The organism is Persicitalea jodogahamensis (genome assembly GCF_014651615.1).
GTDB lineage: Bacteria > Bacteroidota > Bacteroidia > Cytophagales > Spirosomataceae > Persicitalea > Persicitalea jodogahamensis.
This window is the reverse complement of sequence record NZ_BMXF01000001.1, coordinates 2,145,802-2,168,928: the sequence shown is the minus strand read 5'-3', so window position 1 is coordinate 2,168,928 and position 23,127 is coordinate 2,145,802. Positions and strand designations below refer to the sequence as shown.

Here is a 23,127-nt window from a genome sequence, read left to right as displayed (position 1 = left end):
AACACTTAACCGATTATTTTTTGTTATGGCCAAAATGATGCTGCTGGAAGGTACCGGATTGATTATCAATCTGGACCAAGTGATTACCGCTCAAAAAGGAATTGCCAATAAGAGCAAAAAAGCCTGTATTCTTTTTAATATGTCCGATCAGAAAGAAGTTCTCTGGGAGTTTGGCGACGACAACGACTGCAAAGAGGCGTTCGACGCATTGACGGGATCAGAGGAGTAATAAATAGGAATTTCCTGAAAAAGAAGGGGCGGTATCCGAAAGGATGCCGCCCCTTTTAGCTATACGCCAAACAGTTTTCGTATGATCGCCCCTTACTTTTTCCATCCGCCCAGAATTGCCCCCATCGCGGTCATGCTCACTACGCTAAACCCTGCGTTCAGCACCGAAAGGGCCATTGGCTTCATTTCGTAAGCATTGTTGGTGAAAATATTGCCGCCCACAATAAGCGAGCCGATCAGGGCGCCAGTTAAGGAACCCATCTGGACAGTCCTGACATTCATCGACTTAAACAGTAAGGCCAGGGCATAAGCACCCAATAGGTAGGTCACGAAACTAATGACATAAGCATCGGCTCCGCCACCTTCAGTTACCACCTTTTCTTCGGTTACGCCCGACAGTTCCATCCAGGTTTCCTGGAATCCCAGGTACCAGGCGGCCCCCAATACGAAGGTAGCGACCGCCGCCGCCAGCACGGCGAGGTAGTTGATTTTTAATGTCATGATTTTAGGAGGGTTTAGTGAATCAGTTTCCTAAGATAGGCAATGAAAACTGATGCCCCAAATCACCCCCTACCCCATTATTTTGCCCAACGAATTGTCATACAAACCCCTGGCTTCCGAAGTACCAATCACAACTTCCTGGTCAACCACAAAATCCTGCGCTGTAACCGTTCCCAACAGAGCATGCGGTATTTTCTGATCTCCGCCCAGGTACTTTTGGAATTCTCCCTGCTGAGCGGGCTTCACCGACACCAGCACCCTTCCCTGCGCTTCACCGAAAAGATAGGCGTCAGTGCGGAAATTCGTGTCGCTGGCGATCTGGAAACCCAACCCTCGGGGCATTGCCGACTCGGCCAGAGCGACAAACAACCCTCCGTCCGATACGTCATGAACCGACTGCACCAGATTTTTGACAATGAGCTGCTTGACTGCCTGATGAAGCGTGTACTCCTCCTCCATATCGAAAGCGGGAGCCGGCGACTCTTTCACCTTGCGGTAGCTGTACAGGTATTCAGATGAGGCAATATCGTTCTTCGGCGCTCCGACCAGGTAAATCAGATCGTCAGTAGCTTTGAAGTCGAGCGTCATTTGGTGGGCAGGATCTTCCATGAGGCCGATCATGCCGATAGTAGGTGTTGGAAACACAGGACCATCATCGGAGCTCTGATTGTAGAAACTCACGTTGCCACCAGTGACGGGTGTGCCGAATTTCTCGCAGGCCGCGCCCATACCCTTGACTGCCTGAACAAACTGCCAATAGACTTCCGGCACGTAGGGATTGCCAAAATTGAGGTTGTTGGTCACAGCCAGCGGTTCGGCGCCGGTGCAAGTCAGATTTCGGGCAGCTTCCGAAACAGCGATTTGTGCGCCGATAAACGGGTCGGCATTGACGTAACGGCTATTGCAGTCCACTGTCATAGCGATGCCCTTTTTGTAATCGGGGCGGCTTACATCACGGATGCGCACCACGGCAGCGTCGGATGGGCGGTTGGTACTGCGGTTGGCCGTGCCCACCATGGAATCGTACTGCTCGTAAATCCAGCGCTTGGACGCAATATTGGGGTGTGAAAGCAGGTGTCGGGCTACTTTAACGATGTCCTCCGTACTGACATCAGATATTTTATCAATATCAAATTCCTTGAATTTCTGGTAGTACGCGGGTTCGCGATACTCGCGGTGATACTGCGGGGCGCCACCGCCCAGCACCAAATCGTGCGCGGGCACGTCGGCGATGAGTTCGCCGTGCTGGTAAAAGTGCAAACGTCCGGCGTCGTCCGGTCCGGCAGGCACCACTTCGCCGATTTGGACGCAGTGCAAATCCCACTTGTCAAAAATTCCCTGAATGATGTCCTCCTTCCCCTTCTGAACTACCACCAGCATCCGTTCCTGCGACTCCGACAACAGAATTTCCCAGCCGTGCATATTAGTCTGGCGGGTGGGTACTTTATCGAGATCGATCACCATGCCGTGTTCGCCTTTCGCACTCATTTCTGAGGTCGAACATATGATACCCGCCGCACCCATGTCCTGAATCCCGATGACGTGGCCCGTGGCGATAATCTCCAGCGTGGCTTCCAGCAGCAGCTTCTCCATGAACGGATCGCCGACCTGCACGGCGGGAAGCTTTTCATTAGACTTATCCGAAATATCTTCAGAAGCGAAGGTCGCGCCGTGAATTCCATCCTTGCCCGTGGCCGAGCCGACGATATATACCGGATTTCCGACGCCATAGGAGGTCGCCTTGGCGACTTTACCTACCTCCACAATGCCCGCCGAGAAAGCGTTCACGAGCGGATTGGTGTTATAGCACTCATCGAAAAAAACCTCCCCGCCGACCGTCGGAATACCGAAGGCGTTGCCGTAGTCGCCGATGCCTTTCACAACGCCACGCACCAGCCACTTCGTCTTGGCCAGTTCAGGGTTGCCGAATCGCAGCGAATTGAGCTGTGCAATGGGCCGGGCCCCCATCGTGAATATGTCCCGATTGATGCCCCCTACGCCCGTCGCCGCGCCCTGATAAGGTTCCAGCGCTGAAGGGTGGTTGTGCGACTCGATCTTGAAACTACACGCCAGGCCGTCGCCGATGTCGACCAGTCCGGCATTTTCTTCGCCAGCCTTGGCCAGCATCCGGTCCGAGTCACGCGGCAGGGTTTTGAGCCAAACGATGGAGTTTTTGTAGGAACAGTGTTCCGACCACATTACGGAGAATATACTCAGCTCGGTGAAGTTGGGCGTGCGGCCCAGAATTTCTTCGATTCGGGCGAATTCTTCGGGTAATACACCAAGTTTGCGGGCGGTTTCGACGGTGGGGATGGCGTTGCCGTCGTTTATTTCAGACTTCATTTAGTAGTGGAGCGTTGAAAGTTGATAATTAAATATGCAGCGACACAGCACAAAACTAGGGTTTTATGCGTAGAGAAGCGGCATCGAAAGATTTTTTCTGATAAAAGTATTGACAGAATGGAAATGATGCTTAATTTTGCAGCCTAGTTTGACCCGAAGAGGAATGGCAGAGTGGTCGAATGCGGCAGTCTTGAAAACTGTTGTGGGGCAACCCACCGGGGGTTCGAATCCCTCTTCCTCTGCAACACGTAAGCGGCTCAGAACCAATAGGTTCGGGCCGCTTTTCGCGTAGAAAACATGCCTTGGTGCCAAATAAGTGCCAGCTGCTCATCGATACATTGGGTCTTTCCATGCCATCATTCTTAGAAAAATACCCTTTTCGAGAGGCGTTCTTATCCGACTCAAAAGGGGACCTATCCAAAAAATGGTACATTAACTATTACGCTTGGTCCGAGCAAAAGGGCAAGCTGATCAGAAAGCGTGTGGTCATAAACCACCCTACAGCAAAGGAGCGCTATGCTCAGGCCAAAATCATAATTGAGGCAATTAATGCCGAACTGAAAGCCGGCGCTGTCGTCGAACCGATACCCTATGTTGAGCCGGAGGTTAGCCCGTCGATGGCGATGGAAAAGGCGGTTGCCTTTTACCTGAGTGCTAAGGAAAAGGAAGTCGGAAAGAACACCATCAAGACGTATAAGAAGGATTTACGGGCATTTTCTGTCTGGTTGAAAGAAGCCGATCTGGAAAAGTTGCCACTGAATGAGTTCGATTTACAGGACGTCTTTGATTTTTCAGACTACCTGGACCGGCGAAAGTCTCCGAAAACAGGGAAAATTGGCATGGCCAAAAAGACCTACAGCAATATTATAGGAACCATGCGTGGAATGTGGGCTATGCTGATTGGGCGGGAGATCATTTCTGAAAATCCATTTTTGAAAGTCAAGAAGCGTAAAGGCGGACGAACCCAACACATTCCGTATGTACCCTGGCAAGTTCGCGAGTACAAAAACATTTGCCTTCGCCAGGTACAGGATCGGCAACTGTGGCTTTTCGTCAATTTTATATACTTCTGCTTTCTTCGGCCACGCGAAGAAGCCCAAAAATTACAAATCAAGCACATCTTAAAGCGTACACTCATTATTCCGGGCGATCTGGCCAAGAATAATAATTCGGAGCACGTAAGGATACCCAAGGGTTTAGAGGATCTGATCGTGGAATATAAACTCCGCTCCTACCCGCCCGGTTATTATGTATTTTCGAAAAAGGGGGAACCGGGACCGCAGCCAGTCAATGACAAATACTTTTGGGAGCATAATAAAAAAATCCTGCAGTTAGCAGGATTCACCGACCAGGATTATGACTTGTACGGCTGGAAGCACACCGGGGTGATCAAATTATACCAAGCCACCAAAGATATCAAACTCGTACAGGTACAGTGCCGGCATAAGGACATCAGTACAACTGATATTTACCTGCGTGACCTAGGGCTTTTTCTGGATCAGGACGCTCTCGACATTTTTCCAGATCCAGAAAAAGACTAACACTAAACTAGCAACCGCCCCGCTCCATCCTCGTATACAGCGACAATAGTCCACCAAACTTCCTCACCAGCTCCCAGAGCTGCCTCGATCTCCTTCCAAAGCGGCTCGAAGCAGGCCCGGCTCTGCCGCACGCAGTACTCGCCGCTCTCGTAGCCCCAGCTCAGCCCAGGCAGCAGACAACCCTGCGTGTCCTTGATCCAGTTGCCTGGGTGACAGTAGATAAACTGGAAACCCAGCACGTCCAGCAGCCAGGGCAGCCACCGCTTGAACTTGGGCGAGTAGCGTTTCCCCACCTGGTACCGCCCGGTCGGAATGGCTGTCTCGGAGTGGACTTTTATCGCTATGAGCTCAGCGAGCGTCATACCGGAATGCAGGTCGCGGTCTTTGTCTTCCACCACAAAGCCATGTTTTTTGCCGTTGACATATAGTATCGACAGGGTACTATTCTTCCCACGCTTCACGCGTTTTTGCAGGATTTCCATTGTTGAATGCTAGATAAAGGAGGATGGCCAGTGAGAAATGCAGGGCCAGCAGCGTGGCCAACAGCCCGCCCATCAGCTGGTGCGGTCGAGTTTCTGGCTCAGGGCGTCGAACTTGCTGCCCAGCGAGTCCATGTGGTGGCGGATCTCGGTGATGTTGTCGCCCATGCGTTGCTGATCGTCCAGGCGTCCCTTCACCGACACGAGCACTTCCAGCGACTTCTGGTTGAAGTCGCCCATTGCTTTGGTCACTTCCTTGTTGTAGTCCTTCTCCTTGGCGTAGAGCTTAAAAAAGACGTACAGGCCCACCACCAGCACGATCACCGCGAAGGCGTAGCCAGCCATCGAGGCCGGCGTCACGTCGCGGGCCAGGTCGAAGCCCTGGGCAATCACTTTATCCTGCATGGCCTGAGCCAGAATTAGTAGGTTCATTTTTTCAGTAAGATTATAGCTGCCATACCGATCGCCACGAAGACGGCACTTGCGCAGAGCAGCATCATAGCCTGCATCATCACCGGCATGTGGGCGTCCTTCTCGCGGGTTTGGGTTTGCACTTGTTTCTCTTCAGTCTGGCTTTGTTGCCGGGCGGCCGATTCGCGGATGATCTCCCGGACGGGATAGGGCGCCGGAACGCGGACGATCTGTGGCACGTGCAGGGTATCGTAGCGCCACAGCGTGTCATACAGTATTTGGCCGGGCAGGTACTCACGGATGATCTCGCGCTGCCACTGCTCTCCCGAGTCGGCCGAGCGGTAGACGGTGCTGTCGGCGCGGGTGGCCACCGTGTGCAGGGTGCGGCAGTCGGTCAGCAGGCTGAACAGCGTCAGCAGCAGCAGCAAGCGAAGCGTTTTCATATACTCAGGTTAACGGAATGAATCACATCGCCGAACACCGTTCCCCGCCAGGTGCGACTAGCATTATCCGGGTCGCGGATCTCGATCGAGTGCGGCTGGTTATCGGCGGCGGGGTTGACGTAGCTGATCGTGACGACCTTCCCTTTCTTCGTCACTTTCGCCAGCCCCCGTTTTTGATCCCAGGCATCCAGCACGTCGGAGCCGTCCAGACGGGGGGTGATCCAGCTGCCGCCATCGATGCGGAAGGACGCATAGTGGCTTTCGCCGCCATCGGTGGCCGCGCTGGTATGGCTGTACAGCAGCACGCCAAAATGAAAGACGTCATAAGTCCACTGCGGGTAGCCGCCGAAACCCGCTCCGTTTGATTTGTAGGGGAATTCTCCAGGCCCTTCCCAGCGATCTTTCCCGGTACCCATCCAGCTCACTTTCTGGTCGGCAGGGTTCTTGCTCAGCCAAAAATCAGTATCCCACACTATGGCGATATCGCCTTCATCCAGACCGAGGAATGCGGCCGTCACGAGTTCAGACGGCGAGAGCGGCGCTTTGTCGGAGCGACTGAACTTTCCGGCCGGGCTGGCCACCTCCACCTGCCAGCTGAATCCCGGAAGCCATTCGTGCACCGGAAAAATGAACACGCCGGTAAACAGCCCCAGCTTCCTGCTGACCTGCATGTTGTACAGGCGCTTGTAGACGTAGGTCGTTTCGTCCGGAGCATTCTTGTACCACCCGGTCATGTGGGTGTTTGTGCTTTTGAGCGTGCCGCTGAATACGCCACGCGGCAAGTTTCGGGCGGGAGTATTGTACACCCAGCGCAAATCCGTCAACTTCTTGTTGGCTGTCGAGTATTCATTCGGCAGAATGTCGTAGTAGTTATGGCTCAGGTAGCGCCGCTTGCCATCCCTCGGAATTCGGTTGCCCAGCTCATCGTAGAATATGCCCCACGAACGGTTGTCCTGGGGAATCCAGTCGTCGCCTTCCATGGTCTCGTTGACCATGACGGGCATGATCTCGATCCGTCGTGCGGCTGCCCGGATATGATCATCGCTGAATGACTTGACCCATTGATTCCCATTCATACTCAGGTTGAGCAGGGTGCGGGTCTGGGGAACATCGTTGTAAACGCGATCGGCTGGCAATCCCGCCTCTTTGGTCCGCCACTTCTGGGAGTAGTGAGTTACGCCCAGGCGAAGCAACTGCGAGATGGTCTGGCCCTCGGTGTGGGGAGCCTGCACATAGACCTTGTTGGCTGGCAGCGTGATCGCGGGCGATGACTCTGGCCAGGTGCTGTAATCCTTGGGCTGCCAGCCAGCCGGCACAGGATTCACCCAAGCCAGATCCTGCGACTGCGGGAGCCAGCCACCTTTAAAATAGTAGGCCGTGACGCCGCCGACGTCGCTGATCGGACCGAAGGCGTAGGAAGCATCCTTATCGAACCAGCTGCCAGGCTGGGCGTTCATGTCCCACCGGGCCAGACTCTCGGCGCCTTTCTTGATCGGATGCTTCTGGATGCGGACGGGCGTGTTGCCAGCGTAGTGGTAGTTCGTCAGGTTCTGGCTCGTCCGGACGATATCGTTATTGACCAGGTACAGAAACTCGTAGCCCTCCCGGAGCTGGAAAGTACTTACATCACTGATCAGCCAGTTTTCGCTGGTGCCGGTGATCGTGACATCAAGTATATAAGGATGCGACTTGCTGAGCAGTACTGGCTGTACGGTTTGATCTGCTCTCCCCGGATCGGGTACTGGTATTTTGGGCGGATTGACCTGGCCAGAAAACTTCTCGATCGTGAATTCACGCGGCTCACTCGATCCCAGACAGGTGTTGCCGATCAGGCGCAGCGAGTAAGTGCCGCCCGACAGGCTTTCATATCCCAAAGTCAGCGTATTAGACTTGGGTTCGAGCTTGCCGGCACGTTGTACAGCACCGTTTTTCAGAATCTCGAAATCCATTCCGTGGACTTCTTCACCGTGGAAAACCAGGACGAGCGATTGCTCCGTGACACTGGTTATAGTTCTGATTTCAGGCCCGGCCTTGCAGGGTTGGAGCGTAGGCGGTGCCGGCAGGGTGATGACGGGCGGTACCTGAACGACCGGCTTGGCCTGTAATACCGAATCGACGTAGTGCTGCACATATTCTTCGCTGGCAAGTTTGCCAGGCGGAAAGGTGATGGTTTGCCCACGGGCAAACGGCAGACAGAAGGCAAAAAACAGACAGGCCGACAATAGCTTTTTCATGAGAAAAAATAAGGTGAGAAATGAACCGACTTGTGTAAAGCAGTTCAAAACTCACCCTTTCGGACCTCCGGTAATAGGACGAAAACTCAGCGGCGCCAGGCGTCGAGCGTGCAGTATCCGCCCAGGGGAAGCGGTGCTTTCAACCCTGACAGATAATAGTCGAGTCCGCGCACGTGGACGGCTACTTCTTCGCCCGCTCGCCGGTGGAAATCCAGCCGGGCCAGCTGGCCAGCGGTGAGGGCCACGCTCAGCTGAACCGGGAAAGTTCGCAGGCGGAATGAATCGTAGCGCTTCCAGAATGTATCCCGCAGATTGTTGGGCCCTACGAAGCTGAGCGACTGGTTACCGTAGGCTGTACTGGCCCTGGGTACGCCACCGACCACGCCTTCCCAATACAGCAGCCGGGGTTTGAATTTCTTGTCGAGCTGGCCGTTGATCGGGCTGATCCCGACCTGCTCCGTGATGGGCAGGCCGGTCGCGCCGTCCATGAGCAGGGTGCTGAACTTTCCTTTCAGCGGGAAAAGCGTCGAATCATCCGTAGCCGGCGCGGTGTATTTGGCTACGGCGGCGGGCGTGGTTTTCATCAGGCCGTCGTCGCTGTCGAGTTCCCAGTCCAGTTCGAGGCGGCGGTCGATGACGGTGCCGGGAGCGAGGTTGGGCTGGGTGCGGTCGGTCAGGTTGAGCCGGGTCGGCGTGGCCAGGCCGCTTTCGGAATAGCGGAGCGTGATCGTGCGGCGGTGGACGTCGTAGAAAGCACTGATCCCGAAGGGTGGCAACGTGAGCGCCAGCAGCAGAGAGCGGGGTGTGAGGTCGGCGGGCAGGTGGTTGCGGTATTCCAGCACGGTGCTGCCGTCGAGCGCAAAGGTGTTGTAGATGAGCAGGCGCTGCGCGGCCGGATCGTCCATGAACTCGCCCTGGAACGTGCAGCCGACGATTTCGCCCAGGCGGCGCAATACCCAGTGCAGGTTGAGCATAGGCACCCGTGGAGCCGTAGCCAGGTAGCCGTCCGCCAGGATGTAGTCATTCATGCGACCGCTGAATCCGCTGGGCGGCGTGGTGCCGTAGAACTGTGCATTGAGGATGGTAGGCAGGGTATAGACCGTGCGGCCGGCCACGACTTTTTCCGGAACGATGTCCTTATGATCGGCGGGCAAGGCTTCGGAGCCAAACGGGATCAGGTTGAGCGGCACGTCGCGCAGGTCGCCGAAGAAATCGCCGAAGCTGCTACCAAAGCTGATCTCGTAGCCTTCGGGCTTGACCCCTTGCAGGAAAGTGAATCCCCGCTCCACTAGGTCGCCATCGGCGTACTGCTCGGTGAAGTACTTGCGCGGCCGGGCCACGGCCTGCGGATCGGCGGCGTACTGGAAAAGCCGGTTGTTGACCGGGCAGTACGGCACCGTGAACCGATACACCTTCGACCCGCGTACCTGACCAAAATCAAACAGCGGATTATACCTTTCCAGGACAAAACCCGTGCGGGGCGCCAAATAAAGCGGTACCCCATCCAACCGAAACTCAACAGATTTTTTCATTATCAACTATCATTTATCACCCTGATATTATTGTCAAGCTGAGCGAAGACGAAGCTAAGCGTCATGCTGTTTCCCCATCGCCGCTGCATCGGCCGCGCGGTTGCTGGCGGCAGCGGCCTGGTAGCCCGCATCGGCGGCGCGGTTGGAGGCGTCGGCCACGCTGTACGTCGCGCCCACCAGGCCGTCGATCTTGCCCGACATATTGACCGTGATGTCTGAGAGGGTACGGATGGCTTCGGCGGTGATCTCCGTGTTTTTCACGATTTTCTCCATCAGCTGCTGGCTCTTGGCGATCTGGGCGTTGGCGGCATCGACGCTGCCCTGAGCGGCCCCTACATCCTGGTAATCGTTACCGTTGTAAGCATCGCCGCCCCAATCGCCGCCGCCAAAATCGACCCCGGCATCAAAACCACCGCCCCCGCTTTCGTAGCCGCCGTAACCGTAATCGTCGTAGGTATTGGCATTGGATGGGGCGCCCATGCTGGTGTTACCGCTGCCCTCCTGGCGGTTGTCTTCCTGCCAGCCAAGGTCTTCGTCGTAGCTACCATCCAGCCCCTCCCGGTACATTTTGCCATAGAGCATATTTTGGTACGAGCCGCCGTTTGAATCCATCAAAGCTCCCTGTTCGGCGTACACGGGCGCACCATTGCGATGCAGCGAGGAGTGCAGCAGCTTATCGATCATCTTCCGGTTGTTCCGGTAAGTGTTTTTGGACAGGATCATCACCGGCTCCCCGCCCTCCATTTCGCCGACTTCCTCGCCGGTGTCGCGCCGGATCATCGAAATACCCGACTGGCCGTAGCTGCTGCCGTGGCCGGGACCGTCCGGAACCCCGGCGTTGCGGATCTTACCGCCCGAAGCAAACGTAGGCGGCGACTGGCGCTTGATCAGGGCGATCTGGGCAATGGTGGTTGCGGCAGCCGCTGCCACTCCCACCAGGCCGAGCGGCCAGCCCATAGTTGCCAGAGATTTCAGGGCGGCGGCGGCTCCGTTGACGACGGCCATCGCGATTTGTCCGGCCTGGTCGCGTTTCCAGGCGCGTATCTTCAACTGCTTCTCCTTTTCATCGGCCTGCTCGTTGATGTTCTTGATGCCCGTTTCGTAGGTCGCCTTGTCGATAATCCCCTTCTGATACTGCTGTTGGAGTTTCAGTATCTTATCATTGCGCTCTTTGTTGTTTTTGTCGATCTGGCTTTCCAGGTACTTCTGGTTGAGCTGCTGCATCACCTCGATGCCCTTGCCGACGATATCCAGAATTTCCGCTCCTTTGGTAGCCCAGCTTTTCAGGCGCTCCTGGTTCATCTCCTTCTCCCCCATCAGCTTTTTCGACAGGAAGTCGGTGAAGCTGGCTAGGTCGCCGGACATGAGTGATTTGATGGCGTTGAACCAGCTTTCCTGGTTGGCCTTGCGCTCTTCCAGGCTTTTCTGCTCGGCGGCTTTGGTGTCGGCGTTGTACTTATTGTTGGTGGCGGTTTTGTCGGCCACCAGTTTGGCGTCGATGCCGCGCGTAGTCGCGTCCAGCTCATTGAGGATCTGCTTCTTTTTCTCGGCATCGTCCCCGGCCAGCTTGATGAGCTGGTTGCTGGTCTCGATGGCCTTCGCCCGTTCCTTCTGGGCAATCTCCTCGATTTTCCGCAGCTCGTTCTGGCGCTCCAACTCGATCAGGTCCAGCTTCAATTTTTGCCGCTGGCTGATGCTAAGTTTTTCGTTGCTCAGCGCATTTTCCAGCACAGCCTTGCTGGTGGCGTACTCGCGGTTTTGCCGTTCGGTGCGGGCGGCTTCTTCCAGCTTACTGATTTCGTCGAGCTTCTTTTTCTCTTCGGCTACCGCCTTCGTCCGGGCGTCGGCTTCCAGCTTCTCGGTTTCGGTCTTGAACTTCTCCCGGAGTGCGATTTCGTAAAGTACCTTGGTTAGGTCGTCGGCCTTCGACTTGGTGTTGGCAGCCAGCTTCTCGTTCAGCTCGAATTCAAGCTGGGCTTTTTTGCGGGCCGTTTCGTCGGTGATGGCCGCAATGGCGGCGCGTTCGATCTCCTTGTTGGCCTTCTCGTTGGCAGCTACGCGGTCGGCTTCCTCTTTTTCGGCGGCTTTCTTAGCCTTGGCTTCTTCGGCTTCCCGGTGTTTCTGGGCCGCTTCCTCTTTTTTGGTCAAGCCCCTGGCGTGGGTACCTACCTCGTTGTTGACGATCGCGTCGATGGTCTTCTTTTCTTCGTCGGCCCGGGCGGCTCCCTGCTTTTGGGCCAGGTCTTTCTGGGCGGCGACGGCCGGCGCTTCGATTTCCTTGAACTGATCGACGAAGGTCGATTTCAGCCCGTTCTTAATCGTATTGAACGTATTGGTGGCGTTGTTCTTCAGCTGGTCGAAGGTGATCTTGCCATCCAGGAAGAGCAGCCCGTCGATGATGAGCTGCAACACACCGACGAGCGTGCCGGCAGCCGCCGCCACGATGCCGAAAACTACCGTGAGGACCTGCATCACGGTTTTGGTTTTGTCGGTCTTTTCGTCGAGTCCGAAGAAGACGGCAATCACTTTGCCGACGCTGCCGAACAAGTTGCTCAGCACGTCCCACAGCATCATGAAGGCATCGAATAGCGGCGTACTGCCCTCGATGACGTCGCCCATGGCCGACTGAAACACGCCCCAGGCGTCGTAGGCCTTGATGATGAAGGGGCTGAGTTTTTCGCCCAGGGCCACGCCCAGATTGGCCGTGGTGGCCTCCGACTGCTTCTGCTTGAATTCCAGCGTGTCGTTGTTGGTCGCCGCCATTTTGTAGGCTTCGTCCGTGCCGGTGAGCGCCGCCGTAAATTCCTTCACCTGCTCGCGGTGATTCATCAGGTGCTGGGCGGCTACGACGTTCTCGGTGCCGAACATCTTGGCCAGTTCGGCGGTCGTGAGGTTGCGCTTGGCTAGATTTTCCAGCGATTGGTCCAGCCCGACGATCTGCGGGTTGAGATCGTCGGCCGACGACATCAGTTTGATGAGCGTGTTCCGGAACATGGTACCCGCCTGCTCGCCCTTGATGTTGATCGTCGAGAGCGATTGCAGGGCGCCGTTCGTCTGCTCGAAACTGACGTTAGCGGCATTGGCCACGGTACCTGATGCCTTCAAGGAGCTGGTCATGTCGGCGATTTCGGCGGAGCCGACCTGGGCACCCGCCGCGATGGCGTTGATGAAACGCCCGGCGTCGCTGGCCGGCGCGTTGAACTGGTTGAGCGCACCCGCCATCAGCTCCGTGGCCGGCGCGAGTTCGATCTTGCCCGCCTGGCTCAGAATGATGGCTTCCTTGGTGACGCCGGCCAGGGCGGCGGCGTTTTCGGTCAGGTCCGATTTGGCCGAACCCATCAGCTGGTAGGCAGCCAGCATTTCGTCGCCGGTCTTGCCCATCTGCGGACCGAGGGATTTGGCCTGGTCTTTCAGGTATTCCAGCTCGCTGCCGGTGATTTTGGTATTGGCCGAGAGTTCTTTGGCGGCGGAGTCGAATTTCTTGAAGTTCTCGACGGCATCGCCGACGAATTGGGCGATTATGCGGCCCGCCTCGTACACGATCGTCATCACAAAGGCCCCCATGATCCACTGTTTCAGGTTGGACCACACGCCCTTGGAGCCATCGGCTTCGTCGGCCACGGCCCTTACGTCTTTCCTGACATTGGATAGCCGGGTATTGACCTCCTTTAACTCCTCGGTCTTTTTAATGTACTCCTCCGTGCCGGGCGTAAGGTCTTTGAGTTCCTTGTTAAGCTGCCGGGCGTAGCCTTCCAGCTGCTTCACCGTCATGCCCGCCTGGCCCATCGTTTCGCGGACGTTCTTGATCTCGGCTTCCAACGCCTTGATCTCCTTCTGGCTTTCGGCCCACTCTTTGGTGCCACGTTGCAGGTCAGCCTGCGCTTTTTTGGTGTCTGCGAGTTTTTGTTCCAGCTCCCCCAGGGCATTCAGGGCGGGTTTGCCGTTGATGTCCAGGTTCCAGACCGAGTTTTCGACGAGTTGCATCCGTAAACAGAAAAAGGTACGCTACGAAGATGCAGCGTACCTTTTGGCTGGGGTAGGACGGGAAAATCACACAATCCGTGTTAAATTGTCAATTTATAATTTCACCTGGAAGATCTACTTATAAATGGGTTATGGAAAAGCAAGAAAAATCACATGATAATCGAGAGTCGATTGAGATAACAAGTCTCGCTCAATTATTAGCATATACCTCTCTTAAATGGTGGCATGTCTTAGCGGTAATAGTAGGTATAACCTTCACTCCATTATATGCTTACTTAACTCTTGGATGGAGTCCTTCTCAAATAGGCCTATCAAAGGAACATTGGCATAGTTCTGGCAGTAGCCTTGTAATAGTCGTTGCCTCTCTCACAAAATCATTGCTTTTTTTCAATTATGTGATCATTATTTTAAGAGAGGATAAAGATGACCTTTGGAAGTACTATAAATTTATAGGACAGGTCTTGCCAGTGATGCTCTTGATTACAATTTCCTTTGCTATTGATTACTATTTCTGCTATTGGTTTGACTCAAATTACTTTACAGGCATTTCTGAAAATAATGAACGTATGTATTTTGATTTCTTTTATTACAGCTTTATGACTTTAACAACAGTAGGGTATGGCGAAATAGTAGCTGTTGGTAAGTCCCCAATGTGTGTTGCAATGATCGAGGTTGCTCTAAGTATTGCTCTTTTTATCGGCATTATCGGTGGCTTTGATAATATACTTTCTGGATTTAGGGGGGCTGGCAAGAAGAACGAAAAGCCCAATATGGAAAACCTTAGAAACTTCACTCATCCCTTACCCTTTGCTAAGAAGAATAACAAGCGACGATCGCGCTGAATAGGTGAACAGATGCATCCACTTGAAGTAGGTGGAAGATTAACAGGAAGAGGAGATTTTAGATATAAATGGCGGGCTTGCCGTTGATGTCCAGGTTCCAGACCGAGTTTTCGACTAATTGCATCCGTTAACAGAAAAAGGTACGCTACGAATATGCAGCGTACCTTTTTCGGAGAATAGGACGGGATTGTTAGGGTTTGAAGGAGGTTTATGGGTACACACCACGGATTAGAACCATAGATCAGGGTTATAATTTAGTAGAAAGGAAAATGCCTTTCCTTATGATCAAAAGTATCAACTCACAAAAAACTACTATGGGCATCGAACAAGTTTCAAAAAACTACCTTGACCAAGTTCCTGATAAAGCGGATTATAAAATATTCGAAGAAGCTTTACAATGCTACATTCATGGTTTGCATAGAGCTTGTTATATCATGATATGGATTTCAATTATTGAATCGTTGAAGCGTAAGTTATTTCAACTAGCTAACTTAAATCACAACTTAGCCAACTTATCAGTTACAAAAATTGAAGGTTTCGAAAGTAACGGAAAGTCGACAGATATATTAATTTTAGATCAGGCATTAGCTTGTGGTTTAATTAGCAAGGAAGAGAAAGATAAACTATCATACATTTGGACTCAACGGTGTATTTGTGCACACCCATACAATACAACACCAACAAATTCAGAAATAATTCATGCAATTGAATTAGGAATAGCGATTACGCTTGGTAAAGATTTAACTTTTGACAAAGGGATGATTGACGAAGTAATTGATTCAATAACCAATTATCCATATTTCATTACAAATGATGTTAATTCTATAAGACAATACACTAACAATACTTTAATAAAAATACCTAAATTTAGATATCAATACACTTTTAATCAGATTCAAATTAAAATTATAAATTTATTAAAACAGACAAATTATGATTCATGGATTTTATTTAAGTTGAGTAATATCAGCTCAAGCATCCTGTTCTTAGAAGGTTATAATTTAAAAAATGATCCGTGGAATATGGAGAAAGAGGCAAAACTTTACCCATTCGAATGTTGGATCGGTTTTACAAATGAAAAAACATGGCCGATGTTACCTGAACGAGTGAAAGATATTTTAATCAACTACTTATCACCTGACTCCTTTGCTGGAAATACCCATCTTAAATCGGCGATATCCTCAATATTTAACTCTAAATCTATTAGCATTTCTCATTCTAAAATTATTGAGTCTATTTTAGATAAATCTGCTTTTGTAAATGTTTGCGACATTTATAATAATAATGAAAAATTAAGTGATCGAATTCTCTACCTTTTAGATCATACAAACTTTTATGAACAAAATGATGCTATCAATTTCTTAAAAACAGAGAAAGGGGTTAATTTCATTAACTCTAATAGTGAAAAATCTAATATTAAAATTGGAATTCTACTTGGAAGAAGTGCAATAGAAAATAACTTTGAAGCTTCGATACTTTTAACTTATATGCAAAATTTCAATTTTATAGAAAAATTTAAAATCAATATTTTTACTGGTTTTTTTATAGATGGATCACTTAGGCTTTCGCTAAATTCTAATAAGAATTTATTAAAACACCTTCCTATACTCAATAAATATAGTGACGATTTCATAGTTCCTGTTTTTGAAAATATTGAAAAGTATATAGCCGATACTGACTCGGACGCAATATGTTATCAATTATATACTTTCAATGATTTCAAATCAAAAGTATTAAAAGAACAATCGTTTAATGTAGCCTTAAAAGAGTGTATTGCTAATCTTTTAGTTGATATCGAAGAAAAATTAAAAGGCTGTGAAGATGATGGTCTTCCTTTTTAATTTTTCACTCCCACCAGTCCCCCTTCCCAAAAAACGGCTTCTCGTAGTACTCCTTCAAAGCCTCCATCATATCCGCGGGTAGCTTCTCCATCAGGTACTTCGCAATGTCGTTGTAGATATTGCCCTTGTTAACATTATAGAAAGGATTCTTCGAGCGTTTGATGGTGTTTCTTATCAAACGGTCACGTCCGAAGGCATAGACCAATCGGGTCGTGGCCCGCTCAACAGTAAGCGCTACGCGTCGACGGGAGTTGATAAAATAGCCTGGCACGAATAGTGTCACAGATTTGGCACCAATCGTGACAGTGTCATTATTGATGAATTTTTCGACACCCACGCCCTCGATGAAGTCGATCAGGCCATCCACGTCTGGAAATTTGGAGTAGATGACTTTCTTCATGTCCTTAAAGCGCCCGTAGCCACGCATCCCCATGCGGAACTGCGCTTCGAGCTGGCCGGTCACGAAGGTGCGCTCCGAGTACAGCGAGCGTTTCAGCTCCTCGGTCAGTACCACGCCCGCCTGCTCCATATCGTAGCGCATCTGGCGCACGCCCTCGCTGAAAATGCGGTCACAGGCATCGACGACTTCTCCTTCGAAGCGTTTGGCTATTTCTTCGGTAACATCCATTTGTTGTTTAGATGTTTAGGGTTTAGTCGTTTAGGTTGTACATTAAATCATTCACCGGGATGGTAATGTCGATGTCGATGAGCCAGCCCTGTACGTTGGCGTTGGCGATGCGGCCTAGGGGCAGGAGGCGATCCTGGTAGATGGTAAATTCCACTTCATCGTCCTCGGTGGCATGGGCGGCGGTCCACTCTGCGCACTCGCGCACGAAGCCGATCAGCCGCAGCATCTTCAACCAGGTACGGTTGCGGGCTTCCAGCTTAACCTTGGCCGTCAGGGCACTACCCCCCATTTTTTCTAGGATCATCACGCTACTGGCGAAAGTCGCCCGGGTGAGTCCGGCGCTGTTGTCGGTCAGCGGCGTTTCGGCTACCTGGGCCAGCATGACGCGCTGGTTGGGGACGATGCTTTTCTCGAAAAGGTGCTGGATTTCCTGGCTACCTTCTTCACCCGACGAGACAAAATAGTAATCGTCGGCCACGCCCAGGTGGGCAGCCGTGGCCTCGAAAAAGGCTTCCAGACCCAGCAGGTCTTTGATGTCGAGCGGGGCGGGCATTTTACTCATAGCTGGTTTCTTCCTGTTGGTTCGCGATTTCTTCCTGAATCAGTACGTCGTCGAGCATGGCCGCCCACACCAGGTGCGCGGGTTGTCGGCCCACCTGGTCGAAGTTGCCGAAATGGCCATCCTTGGCCACGTTTTTCAGCAGCATCAGCCAGCCCCGGCCATCGGGGTAGCGGGGTTCCTCGCTGGGGTCGCCGCCAAAAATCCGATCGTACTGATGGAGGAAGGCCTTGGCCGATCGCTCGAAGTAGTCGAACAAGGCCAGCCGGAGGGGTTCGGGCAGCCGGACCAGGGCGGCGGCACGGTAGCCCGCTTCGATCTCGTTGTAAGGCTTACGGACATCACCGTTCCAGTCATCAGAGTCGCGAAAACGGGCCAGGTCGGGCCGCGTGGGGCGGCAGAACGTGGCCAGGATGCGCTCGAAGGCCGACACGTCGGGTTCGTCGGGATGGGTAAAGGCCATGTACTCCATCAGCCCCATGCTGGTTTCGAGGGCGGAGCTGTCCGAAAAATCTTCGTCGAACACATGGTACAGGATGCCCTCGTGTTTGAATTCGGCAAACGGGCGAACCGTAGGCGGTGTCCAGATCCATTCAAACTGCTGGCAGAGCATCGCCCACTCGACCGGGCCGAGCCGCCACTTGCGCCAGGCTTTGTCCGGAACTTGCAGCCAGAGCTGCGCGGCCAGCATTTTGATATCCTCGGTAATCTGCTCAGCCGGGAGCCGGGAGAAAGGGACCAGGCAGCCCCAGAGCAGGGGGCTGCACTCGTGCCAGCCATCCGGCGCGACGTAATTCTTTCCCCGGTAACTTACTACACTCATACCTGCACGGCCTTAATAATGATGGGCGCATCGCCCCAGTTGACGATGACATTGGCAAAACGGTAGGTCTGATTCCCGGCCAGTACGGGCGATTCCAGTCCTTTGGAAGCAATGGTGAGCCGTAGCTGCTGAAAGGGGCTGGACGCATAGAGGATGCGGACATCGAAGCTGTATGTCCCGGCCGCCAGTCCGTTGGAGGCGTAGCGAATGTTGCCGCCGCCCAGGGTATCGGTATTGGGCACCACTTCGTCGCCATTGAGGATCAGGGCCACCACCGGGCTGTTTTGCCCGCCGATGGGGGTGGTGGAATTCTGCAAGCCCAGGGTAACGGGGGCAGCCAGGATGCAGGCACCGTTCGCATCGGCCAGCTCCTGGGTGTCGAGCGCCGTGGCGGCGGCTTTGGCTTTGGCATCGGCGTCGGCCTGGCTCAGCTCCGAACCGAAGGCATTGGCCGGTACGTCGATGGTCCAGGTCGTGCCGACGTTGCCGCTGGCGCAGTTGCTCCGCTTCTTGGTGGATGACTGACTGATGGCCAGCGACCGGAAGGGCGTGGTGATCGCGTCGCAGTCGGCGGTGGCCCAGGGCGAAATGTAGCCCTCGGTACCGGGCGTATTGGCCTTGGTGATCAGCGGCCGCACGTTGGTACCATCGTCGAGAAAGTACCTGACCAGCTCGTTCACGATGCGACGGCCCGACCGCAGGCCATTGGCCCCGATCTCGCAGGAAGTACTCCACTGCCGCCAGCCCGTGGGGCGGGTTTCCTTGGCGATCTTGGGCAGGCGGCTGAATCGCGTGACCGGGTTGGCGTAGCGAAACGTGAGGCTGCGGCCGATGGGCCACTCCTCGATGCTGTCGGTGGTCAGGCTGTCGAAGGTCGGCGTGAGCGGCAGCCAGTCGGTGGCATCGGCCAGGTAAAATTCCTGCGACAGCAGCAGATCCTCGAAGTAGGTCCGGTGCGCGGCCGTCATGCGGTCGCCGGTGACGAGCGTGATCTGCCGTTCGCCCGTCACTTCGTTGATGACTTCTTCCGAGAGAGTCGGCAGGTAGTCGTGGCCAACAAAGCGCTCGACCAGCTGACGACTCACCTTGACGCTCTCGACCGGATTGCCCACGAAAGCCACGGTATCGTAGCCCCCCAGGCCATTCTGATAGAGCAGATAGCGGATTTCCTCGAAATGCTCCGTCCAGACCCGGAAGCTGCGGACCTCCGAAATCATCTCCTCGAACTCATTGCTGAGCCAGACCTCGTAGCGGATCACGGTTTTGGGTCGGGTGCTCAGCCCGAGTGCACCCATGCCCACCGGCACGGCGTACACGGTCATGTAGCTGGCATTGTTCAGGCTCAGGGCGGTGTAAGTATCGCGGGTATTGTCAGCATACAGACACCGCACCCGGACCAGCAGCCGGGCCGGAGCTGGTGAGAAGTTGGTCAGGAAGTAAAGCCATTCGGGCTGATCCGTCCGGACGAGCTTATTATCGGGCTGCCAGGTCAGGAAGCGCCGGCCACCGCCGATGTGACGCGTGAAAAACAGATCGCGGTAGGTGTCGTAGTCTCGCTCAGCAATGCCCGCCTTGATGGCCCAACTGGAAGTACGCTGCTCCGTATCGAGCAGGGTGCCGGCATTTTTGCGGGTGATGGTGGTGTAATACTGCCGGGTCATGTCGGCACACACCTCAATGCTGGTGGAGCCCAGCACGGGCGGACGGGCCACAAGCAGGTCATCGAGGCGGGTCTGCAACTCGAAATAGGCGCCGGCCGACGTGGTGGAGCTGGCCGTGGGCGGTTCTTCGCTGGCTTCGCTCACCGAAATGGAATCGAACTGACCGGACTGGAAAGACTTCTGCACGAACAATTCGCAGAAATACGCCAGATCGACCCGGCTTTGCCCGCCGGGCAGCACGACGGGATCGACCGCCACGACGACGGGGTTGCGCGTGAGCGCCAGGGCTTGGTGTTGGATGGTGGCTAGGTAGTCCATTAACGCATTCTAAAAACCTTGGCGTACTGGGAATTGTCGGGTAGGCGGTTGGGCACCTGGCTTTCGGCAGCGGTGCTGGCGGCGTAGAGCGGGTAGTCGTCGAGATGCTTCCGCAGGAACGACGTCAGGGCGTTCAGGTGCTTTTTGGACTCGCTTTGCTGCGTGGCCACGAGGGCATTGATCGTGTCGGCCGGGGCGGACTTGCGGTTGTAGATGCCGTCGAAATCGGACGTCACCCGGACGCTGCCGGAAGAAAGTACTTCGAATTGGAGATTGGGCAAAGCCAGCCAGAAAGCCGTATGCGCCAAAGCGCGGGCGATGATAGTAACCAGATCCAACTCTTTTAACGATGCGGTTTGATTAACGAGCTTCGCTTTCAAGTCTGCGTACTGCGCCTGACCCAACCGGGGCAGGATAAAATCGCGCTCGGCCAGCTCGATGTAGGGCCGCAGGTTGACGTAGAGCCGATGGTTCTCGTTGATGATCGGCAGGAACGCACTCATGTCCGTCGCCGATGACACAAACAGGCTCCGTGACTTCTTTGCGGTCGGAGAATTGGTGTACGTAGGATAATCGGCCGACCGACTTTCCAGATACTGCAGCAAAGATTCCAGACTCTGCACGGCGTTGCGCTCCGTGGCCCGCAGGCGCTTGTCCAGCACACCAATGCGGACCGGGGCCGTGGATTCGGTCCCCACTTCCTGCAAACCATTGTCGCCGTCGTTACCGATGGCAAAGGGCAGGTAGTGCAGGTAGGCGTACCAGGCCAGGACTTTCTGGACGTAGGGCAAGACCGCCCGGTTGGCTTCGGTCAGCGTATTGTCGGAGAGCTGGGTGTTCAGCTGCGCCACGAACTCCGGGCCGATGGCGCGGGTGAGTTCGCCCGTTTCGGCCAGCTCAATGTAGGGCGTCAGAAACTCGTCGGTGGTGGCCGACATGACGGCCCGGCCCAGGTAACGGATTACGTCGGGGACTCCTCTAAGCAGCATTATCAGGTTTTTTAGGGTCGGAGCCGTTACCGGCCGACGTGGTTTTGTTCTCTTTGCCCGCGGGGTTCTTGTCGTCGGACACCAGCAGAATATCCTGGAAGCCTGCGAAAACGTCTTTGGGTAGTTTGAGCGCTTTCTTGACGTCGGAGTTGAAAAGACTGCAGACTAACTTTCGCTCCCTGGCCGTGCGGAAGTGTTGCTGGAAATTGGCCGAGACTTTCAGTTCACTGCCCGAGCCGCCCAAGGCGTTGCCATCGGACACGCCGGAGAGTCCGGGCAGGATGCGGGAAGCGTTGGCAAAGCCCAGCAGGGCGATCTGGTAGGCTTCGCTGAGTTCCTTGGCGTTGAGCGACCGCTTGATTTCCTCAAACTGGATGAATCCGGCCAGCTTGCCATCGGGTGTCAGGTCGCACTCGTCGTAGATGATCCGGGGGCCGGTGTCGTTCTTTTCCGAGAACATGGCTTCGACGTTCTCGTAGAACTTATCGCGCACCTTGTTCTTCTGCTTCTCGAAGTCTTCCGGCTCTTCTGGGCTTTCGGTGTCGATCTCCGCCGCCGCCATCTCGTCGAAGTAGCGGGAAGCGATGCGGCACACGTGCGCTAGGTTCTTGTTATGCTTCACCGTCCCGATCATCGACTTGGCGATGTAGTTCATCACCTCAATCCAATGCACCGACTGTTCGCCCCAGTACTGGGCAAACCCATAGTACGGTTGGCCGCTCTGGTAGGGTCGCAGGTGAACCATCGTTTCGAGTACGTCGGCATTAGCAGGATTGAAGACCGGCAGGATCTGGCAATTCTTCTCGACCGACTCCTGATCCGACCAGTCCGGGCAAAGCAGATAGTGTTTTACAACCGGATCGGCCAGCGTCGCCCGGCAGATGAGCGAATCTTTCAGTGAATAAATGGGCAGCTTGTCCACCACGCTACGCCGGACAAACGCGTTGCCCGTCTCGACCAGCCCGGTATTGATCCGATCCACCACCTCGCCCAGATCGGGCAGGCCGTAAGCGCTCTGATACTCCTCGATGGCCTGATTCGTGAACGGCTCCCGGATGGTTTGACCGTCCTTTTGCACGTGTTTGAAAAATCCGAAGCCCCCGCCAAAGAGGAAGTCGATCCGGGCCTGCACCAGGTTCTGGGCGTCGCCATTGGAGCGCAGCAACTTTACCCGCTCGTTGGGCAACAGGTTGTTATCACCCCAGGGGTAGTACTTGTAGCTGGTGCTACCGACTTTCACGGCCCGTTCGGTGCTGGGTTTCGGCCCCGTGGTATCGCGCTGACCTTCATCGGCCATTTTAGCCGGCGCCGAGAACGCGAACTGGCGTCGGCCGACTTTGATTTTGGTAGTTGCCATTAAAATCTGTGATCAATTAAGTAGCCATTGAAAGTGACGAGCAGGCAAAGCAGCACATCCCGCTTCAGCCACCGCCCGCCCTGGTCGCGAAACTCAAACCGCAGGTAGCCCGCGCGGCTATTCTCCCGCCGCACACTCAGCAAGTCCGCCTTCTTCCCCGATTGAATGTGGCCAGAGCGGTTTCGGCAATTTTGTTTCTCGCCGTAACTCCCATCCTTCTTCCGGTAAGTGATCGAAAAAGTACGATCCTCGAACCTGGTCAAGAGGTCAATTTGCCGGCGGACGTCTTTGACATAAATCGTTTGCATGGTACAAGATTAGCCCGCTCAGGTGGTTTGGAGTAGGACGGTTTTTGGCTGTCCGCATCATTCCGGTGTTTGAAAAACATTCAATTCTCACAATCTGGCAGTTAG

The 23,127-nt window shown here is 54.1% G+C and carries 19 protein-coding genes and 1 tRNA gene; 5 read left to right on the top strand and 15 right to left on the bottom strand.

The window, feature by feature from the left end; translation table 11 throughout:
- The first annotated feature begins 25 nt into the window (after window positions 1-25).
- Window positions 26-229, top strand: a complete 204-nt coding sequence (locus tag IE117_RS08990) for a hypothetical protein (protein ID WP_189563950.1) — start codon at window positions 26-28, stop codon at window positions 227-229.
- Window positions 230-321: 92 nt separating this feature from the next.
- Here IE117_RS08990 and IE117_RS08985 read toward each other — a convergent pair whose 3' ends face one another.
- Complete coding sequence (locus IE117_RS08985) at window positions 322-729, bottom strand: DUF1761 domain-containing protein (RefSeq protein WP_189563949.1); 408 nt, start codon at window positions 727-729, stop codon at window positions 322-324.
- A gap of 69 nt (window positions 730-798) precedes the next feature.
- On the bottom strand, window positions 799-3,072 hold the full coding sequence (purL, locus tag IE117_RS08980; protein WP_189563948.1) for a phosphoribosylformylglycinamidine synthase subunit PurL: 2,274 nt from the start codon (window positions 3,070-3,072) through the stop codon (window positions 799-801).
- Window positions 3,073-3,229: 157 nt separating this feature from the next.
- Here purL and IE117_RS08975 point away from each other — a divergent pair.
- Both IE117_RS08975 and IE117_RS08970 read left to right on the top strand, forming a co-directional pair.
- Window positions 3,230-3,314: transfer RNA gene (locus tag IE117_RS08975), tRNA-Ser, on the top strand.
- Between the two features lie 108 nt (window positions 3,315-3,422).
- Window positions 3,423-4,613, top strand: a complete 1,191-nt coding sequence (locus IE117_RS08970; RefSeq protein WP_189563947.1) for a tyrosine-type recombinase/integrase — start codon at window positions 3,423-3,425, stop codon at window positions 4,611-4,613.
- 2 nt (window positions 4,614-4,615) lie between these two features.
- On the opposite strand, the gene IE117_RS08965 is transcribed toward IE117_RS08970, so the two are convergent.
- From IE117_RS08965 to IE117_RS08940, 6 genes are all read right to left on the bottom strand, one after another.
- Complete coding sequence (locus IE117_RS08965) at window positions 4,616-5,095, bottom strand: DUF5675 family protein (RefSeq protein WP_189563946.1); 480 nt, start codon at window positions 5,093-5,095, stop codon at window positions 4,616-4,618.
- A 72-nt stretch (window positions 5,096-5,167) separates the two neighbouring features.
- Window positions 5,168-5,524: a hypothetical protein gene (locus IE117_RS08960; protein WP_189563945.1), complete on the bottom strand. Its 357-nt coding sequence runs from the start codon at window positions 5,522-5,524 to the stop codon at window positions 5,168-5,170.
- Window positions 5,521-5,946, bottom strand: coding sequence for a hypothetical protein (locus IE117_RS08955; RefSeq protein WP_189563944.1), 426 nt, complete (start codon window positions 5,944-5,946; stop codon window positions 5,521-5,523). Before IE117_RS08955 ends, IE117_RS08960 begins: the two co-directional genes overlap by 4 nt.
- Window positions 5,943-8,180 carry a hypothetical protein gene (locus tag IE117_RS08950; protein ID WP_189563943.1) on the bottom strand — a complete coding sequence of 746 codons (2,238 nt, stop codon included), beginning with the start codon at window positions 8,178-8,180 and terminating at the stop codon, window positions 5,943-5,945. The genes IE117_RS08955 and IE117_RS08950 overlap by 4 nt, the downstream gene beginning before the upstream one ends.
- 86 nt (window positions 8,181-8,266) lie before the next feature.
- Window positions 8,267-9,712 (bottom strand): hypothetical protein, encoded by a 1,446-nt coding sequence (locus IE117_RS08945; RefSeq protein ID WP_189563942.1) that lies wholly within the window; start codon window positions 9,710-9,712, stop codon window positions 8,267-8,269.
- A 54-nt stretch (window positions 9,713-9,766) separates the two neighbouring features.
- Window positions 9,767-13,696: a phage tail tape measure protein gene (locus IE117_RS08940; protein ID WP_189563941.1), complete on the bottom strand. Its 3,930-nt coding sequence runs from the start codon at window positions 13,694-13,696 to the stop codon at window positions 9,767-9,769.
- A gap of 131 nt (window positions 13,697-13,827) precedes the next feature.
- Between IE117_RS08940 and IE117_RS08935 the strand changes: the two genes are divergently transcribed.
- Window positions 13,828-14,538, top strand: a complete 711-nt coding sequence (locus tag IE117_RS08935) for a potassium channel family protein (protein WP_189563940.1) — start codon at window positions 13,828-13,830, stop codon at window positions 14,536-14,538.
- A gap of 314 nt (window positions 14,539-14,852) precedes the next feature.
- Window positions 14,853-16,379, top strand: coding sequence for a hypothetical protein (locus IE117_RS08930; RefSeq protein ID WP_189563939.1), 1,527 nt, complete (start codon window positions 14,853-14,855; stop codon window positions 16,377-16,379).
- Between the two features lie 4 nt (window positions 16,380-16,383).
- Here the strand turns inward: IE117_RS08930 and IE117_RS08925 are convergent, their stop codons facing one another.
- Genes IE117_RS08925 through IE117_RS08895 form a run of 7 tightly spaced genes read right to left on the bottom strand, consistent with a single transcriptional unit; the run spans window position 16,384 to window position 23,022 of the window.
- Window positions 16,384-17,007, bottom strand: coding sequence for a hypothetical protein (locus IE117_RS08925; protein ID WP_189563938.1), 624 nt, complete (start codon window positions 17,005-17,007; stop codon window positions 16,384-16,386).
- 22 nt (window positions 17,008-17,029) lie between these two features.
- On the bottom strand, window positions 17,030-17,569 hold the full coding sequence (locus IE117_RS08920) for a hypothetical protein (RefSeq protein ID WP_189563937.1): 540 nt from the start codon (window positions 17,567-17,569) through the stop codon (window positions 17,030-17,032).
- The gene (locus tag IE117_RS08915) at window positions 17,562-18,389 is read right to left on the bottom strand and encodes a hypothetical protein (protein ID WP_189563936.1); all 828 of its coding nucleotides are present in this window, start codon (window positions 18,387-18,389) and stop codon (window positions 17,562-17,564) included. The genes IE117_RS08920 and IE117_RS08915 overlap by 8 nt, the downstream gene beginning before the upstream one ends.
- Window positions 18,386-20,368 (bottom strand): DUF5977 domain-containing protein, encoded by a 1,983-nt coding sequence (locus tag IE117_RS08910; protein ID WP_189563935.1) that lies wholly within the window; start codon window positions 20,366-20,368, stop codon window positions 18,386-18,388. Before IE117_RS08910 ends, IE117_RS08915 begins: the two co-directional genes overlap by 4 nt.
- Window positions 20,368-21,357 (bottom strand): DUF6712 family protein, encoded by a 990-nt coding sequence (locus IE117_RS08905; protein ID WP_189563934.1) that lies wholly within the window; start codon window positions 21,355-21,357, stop codon window positions 20,368-20,370. Before IE117_RS08905 ends, IE117_RS08910 begins: the two co-directional genes overlap by 1 nt.
- Window positions 21,347-22,714, bottom strand: coding sequence for a hypothetical protein (locus IE117_RS08900; protein WP_189563933.1), 1,368 nt, complete (start codon window positions 22,712-22,714; stop codon window positions 21,347-21,349). The genes IE117_RS08905 and IE117_RS08900 overlap by 11 nt, the downstream gene beginning before the upstream one ends.
- Window positions 22,714-23,022 carry a hypothetical protein gene (locus IE117_RS08895; protein ID WP_189563932.1) on the bottom strand — a complete coding sequence of 103 codons (309 nt, stop codon included), beginning with the start codon at window positions 23,020-23,022 and terminating at the stop codon, window positions 22,714-22,716. The genes IE117_RS08900 and IE117_RS08895 overlap by 1 nt, the downstream gene beginning before the upstream one ends.
- Between the last annotated feature and the right edge of the window lie 105 nt (window positions 23,023-23,127).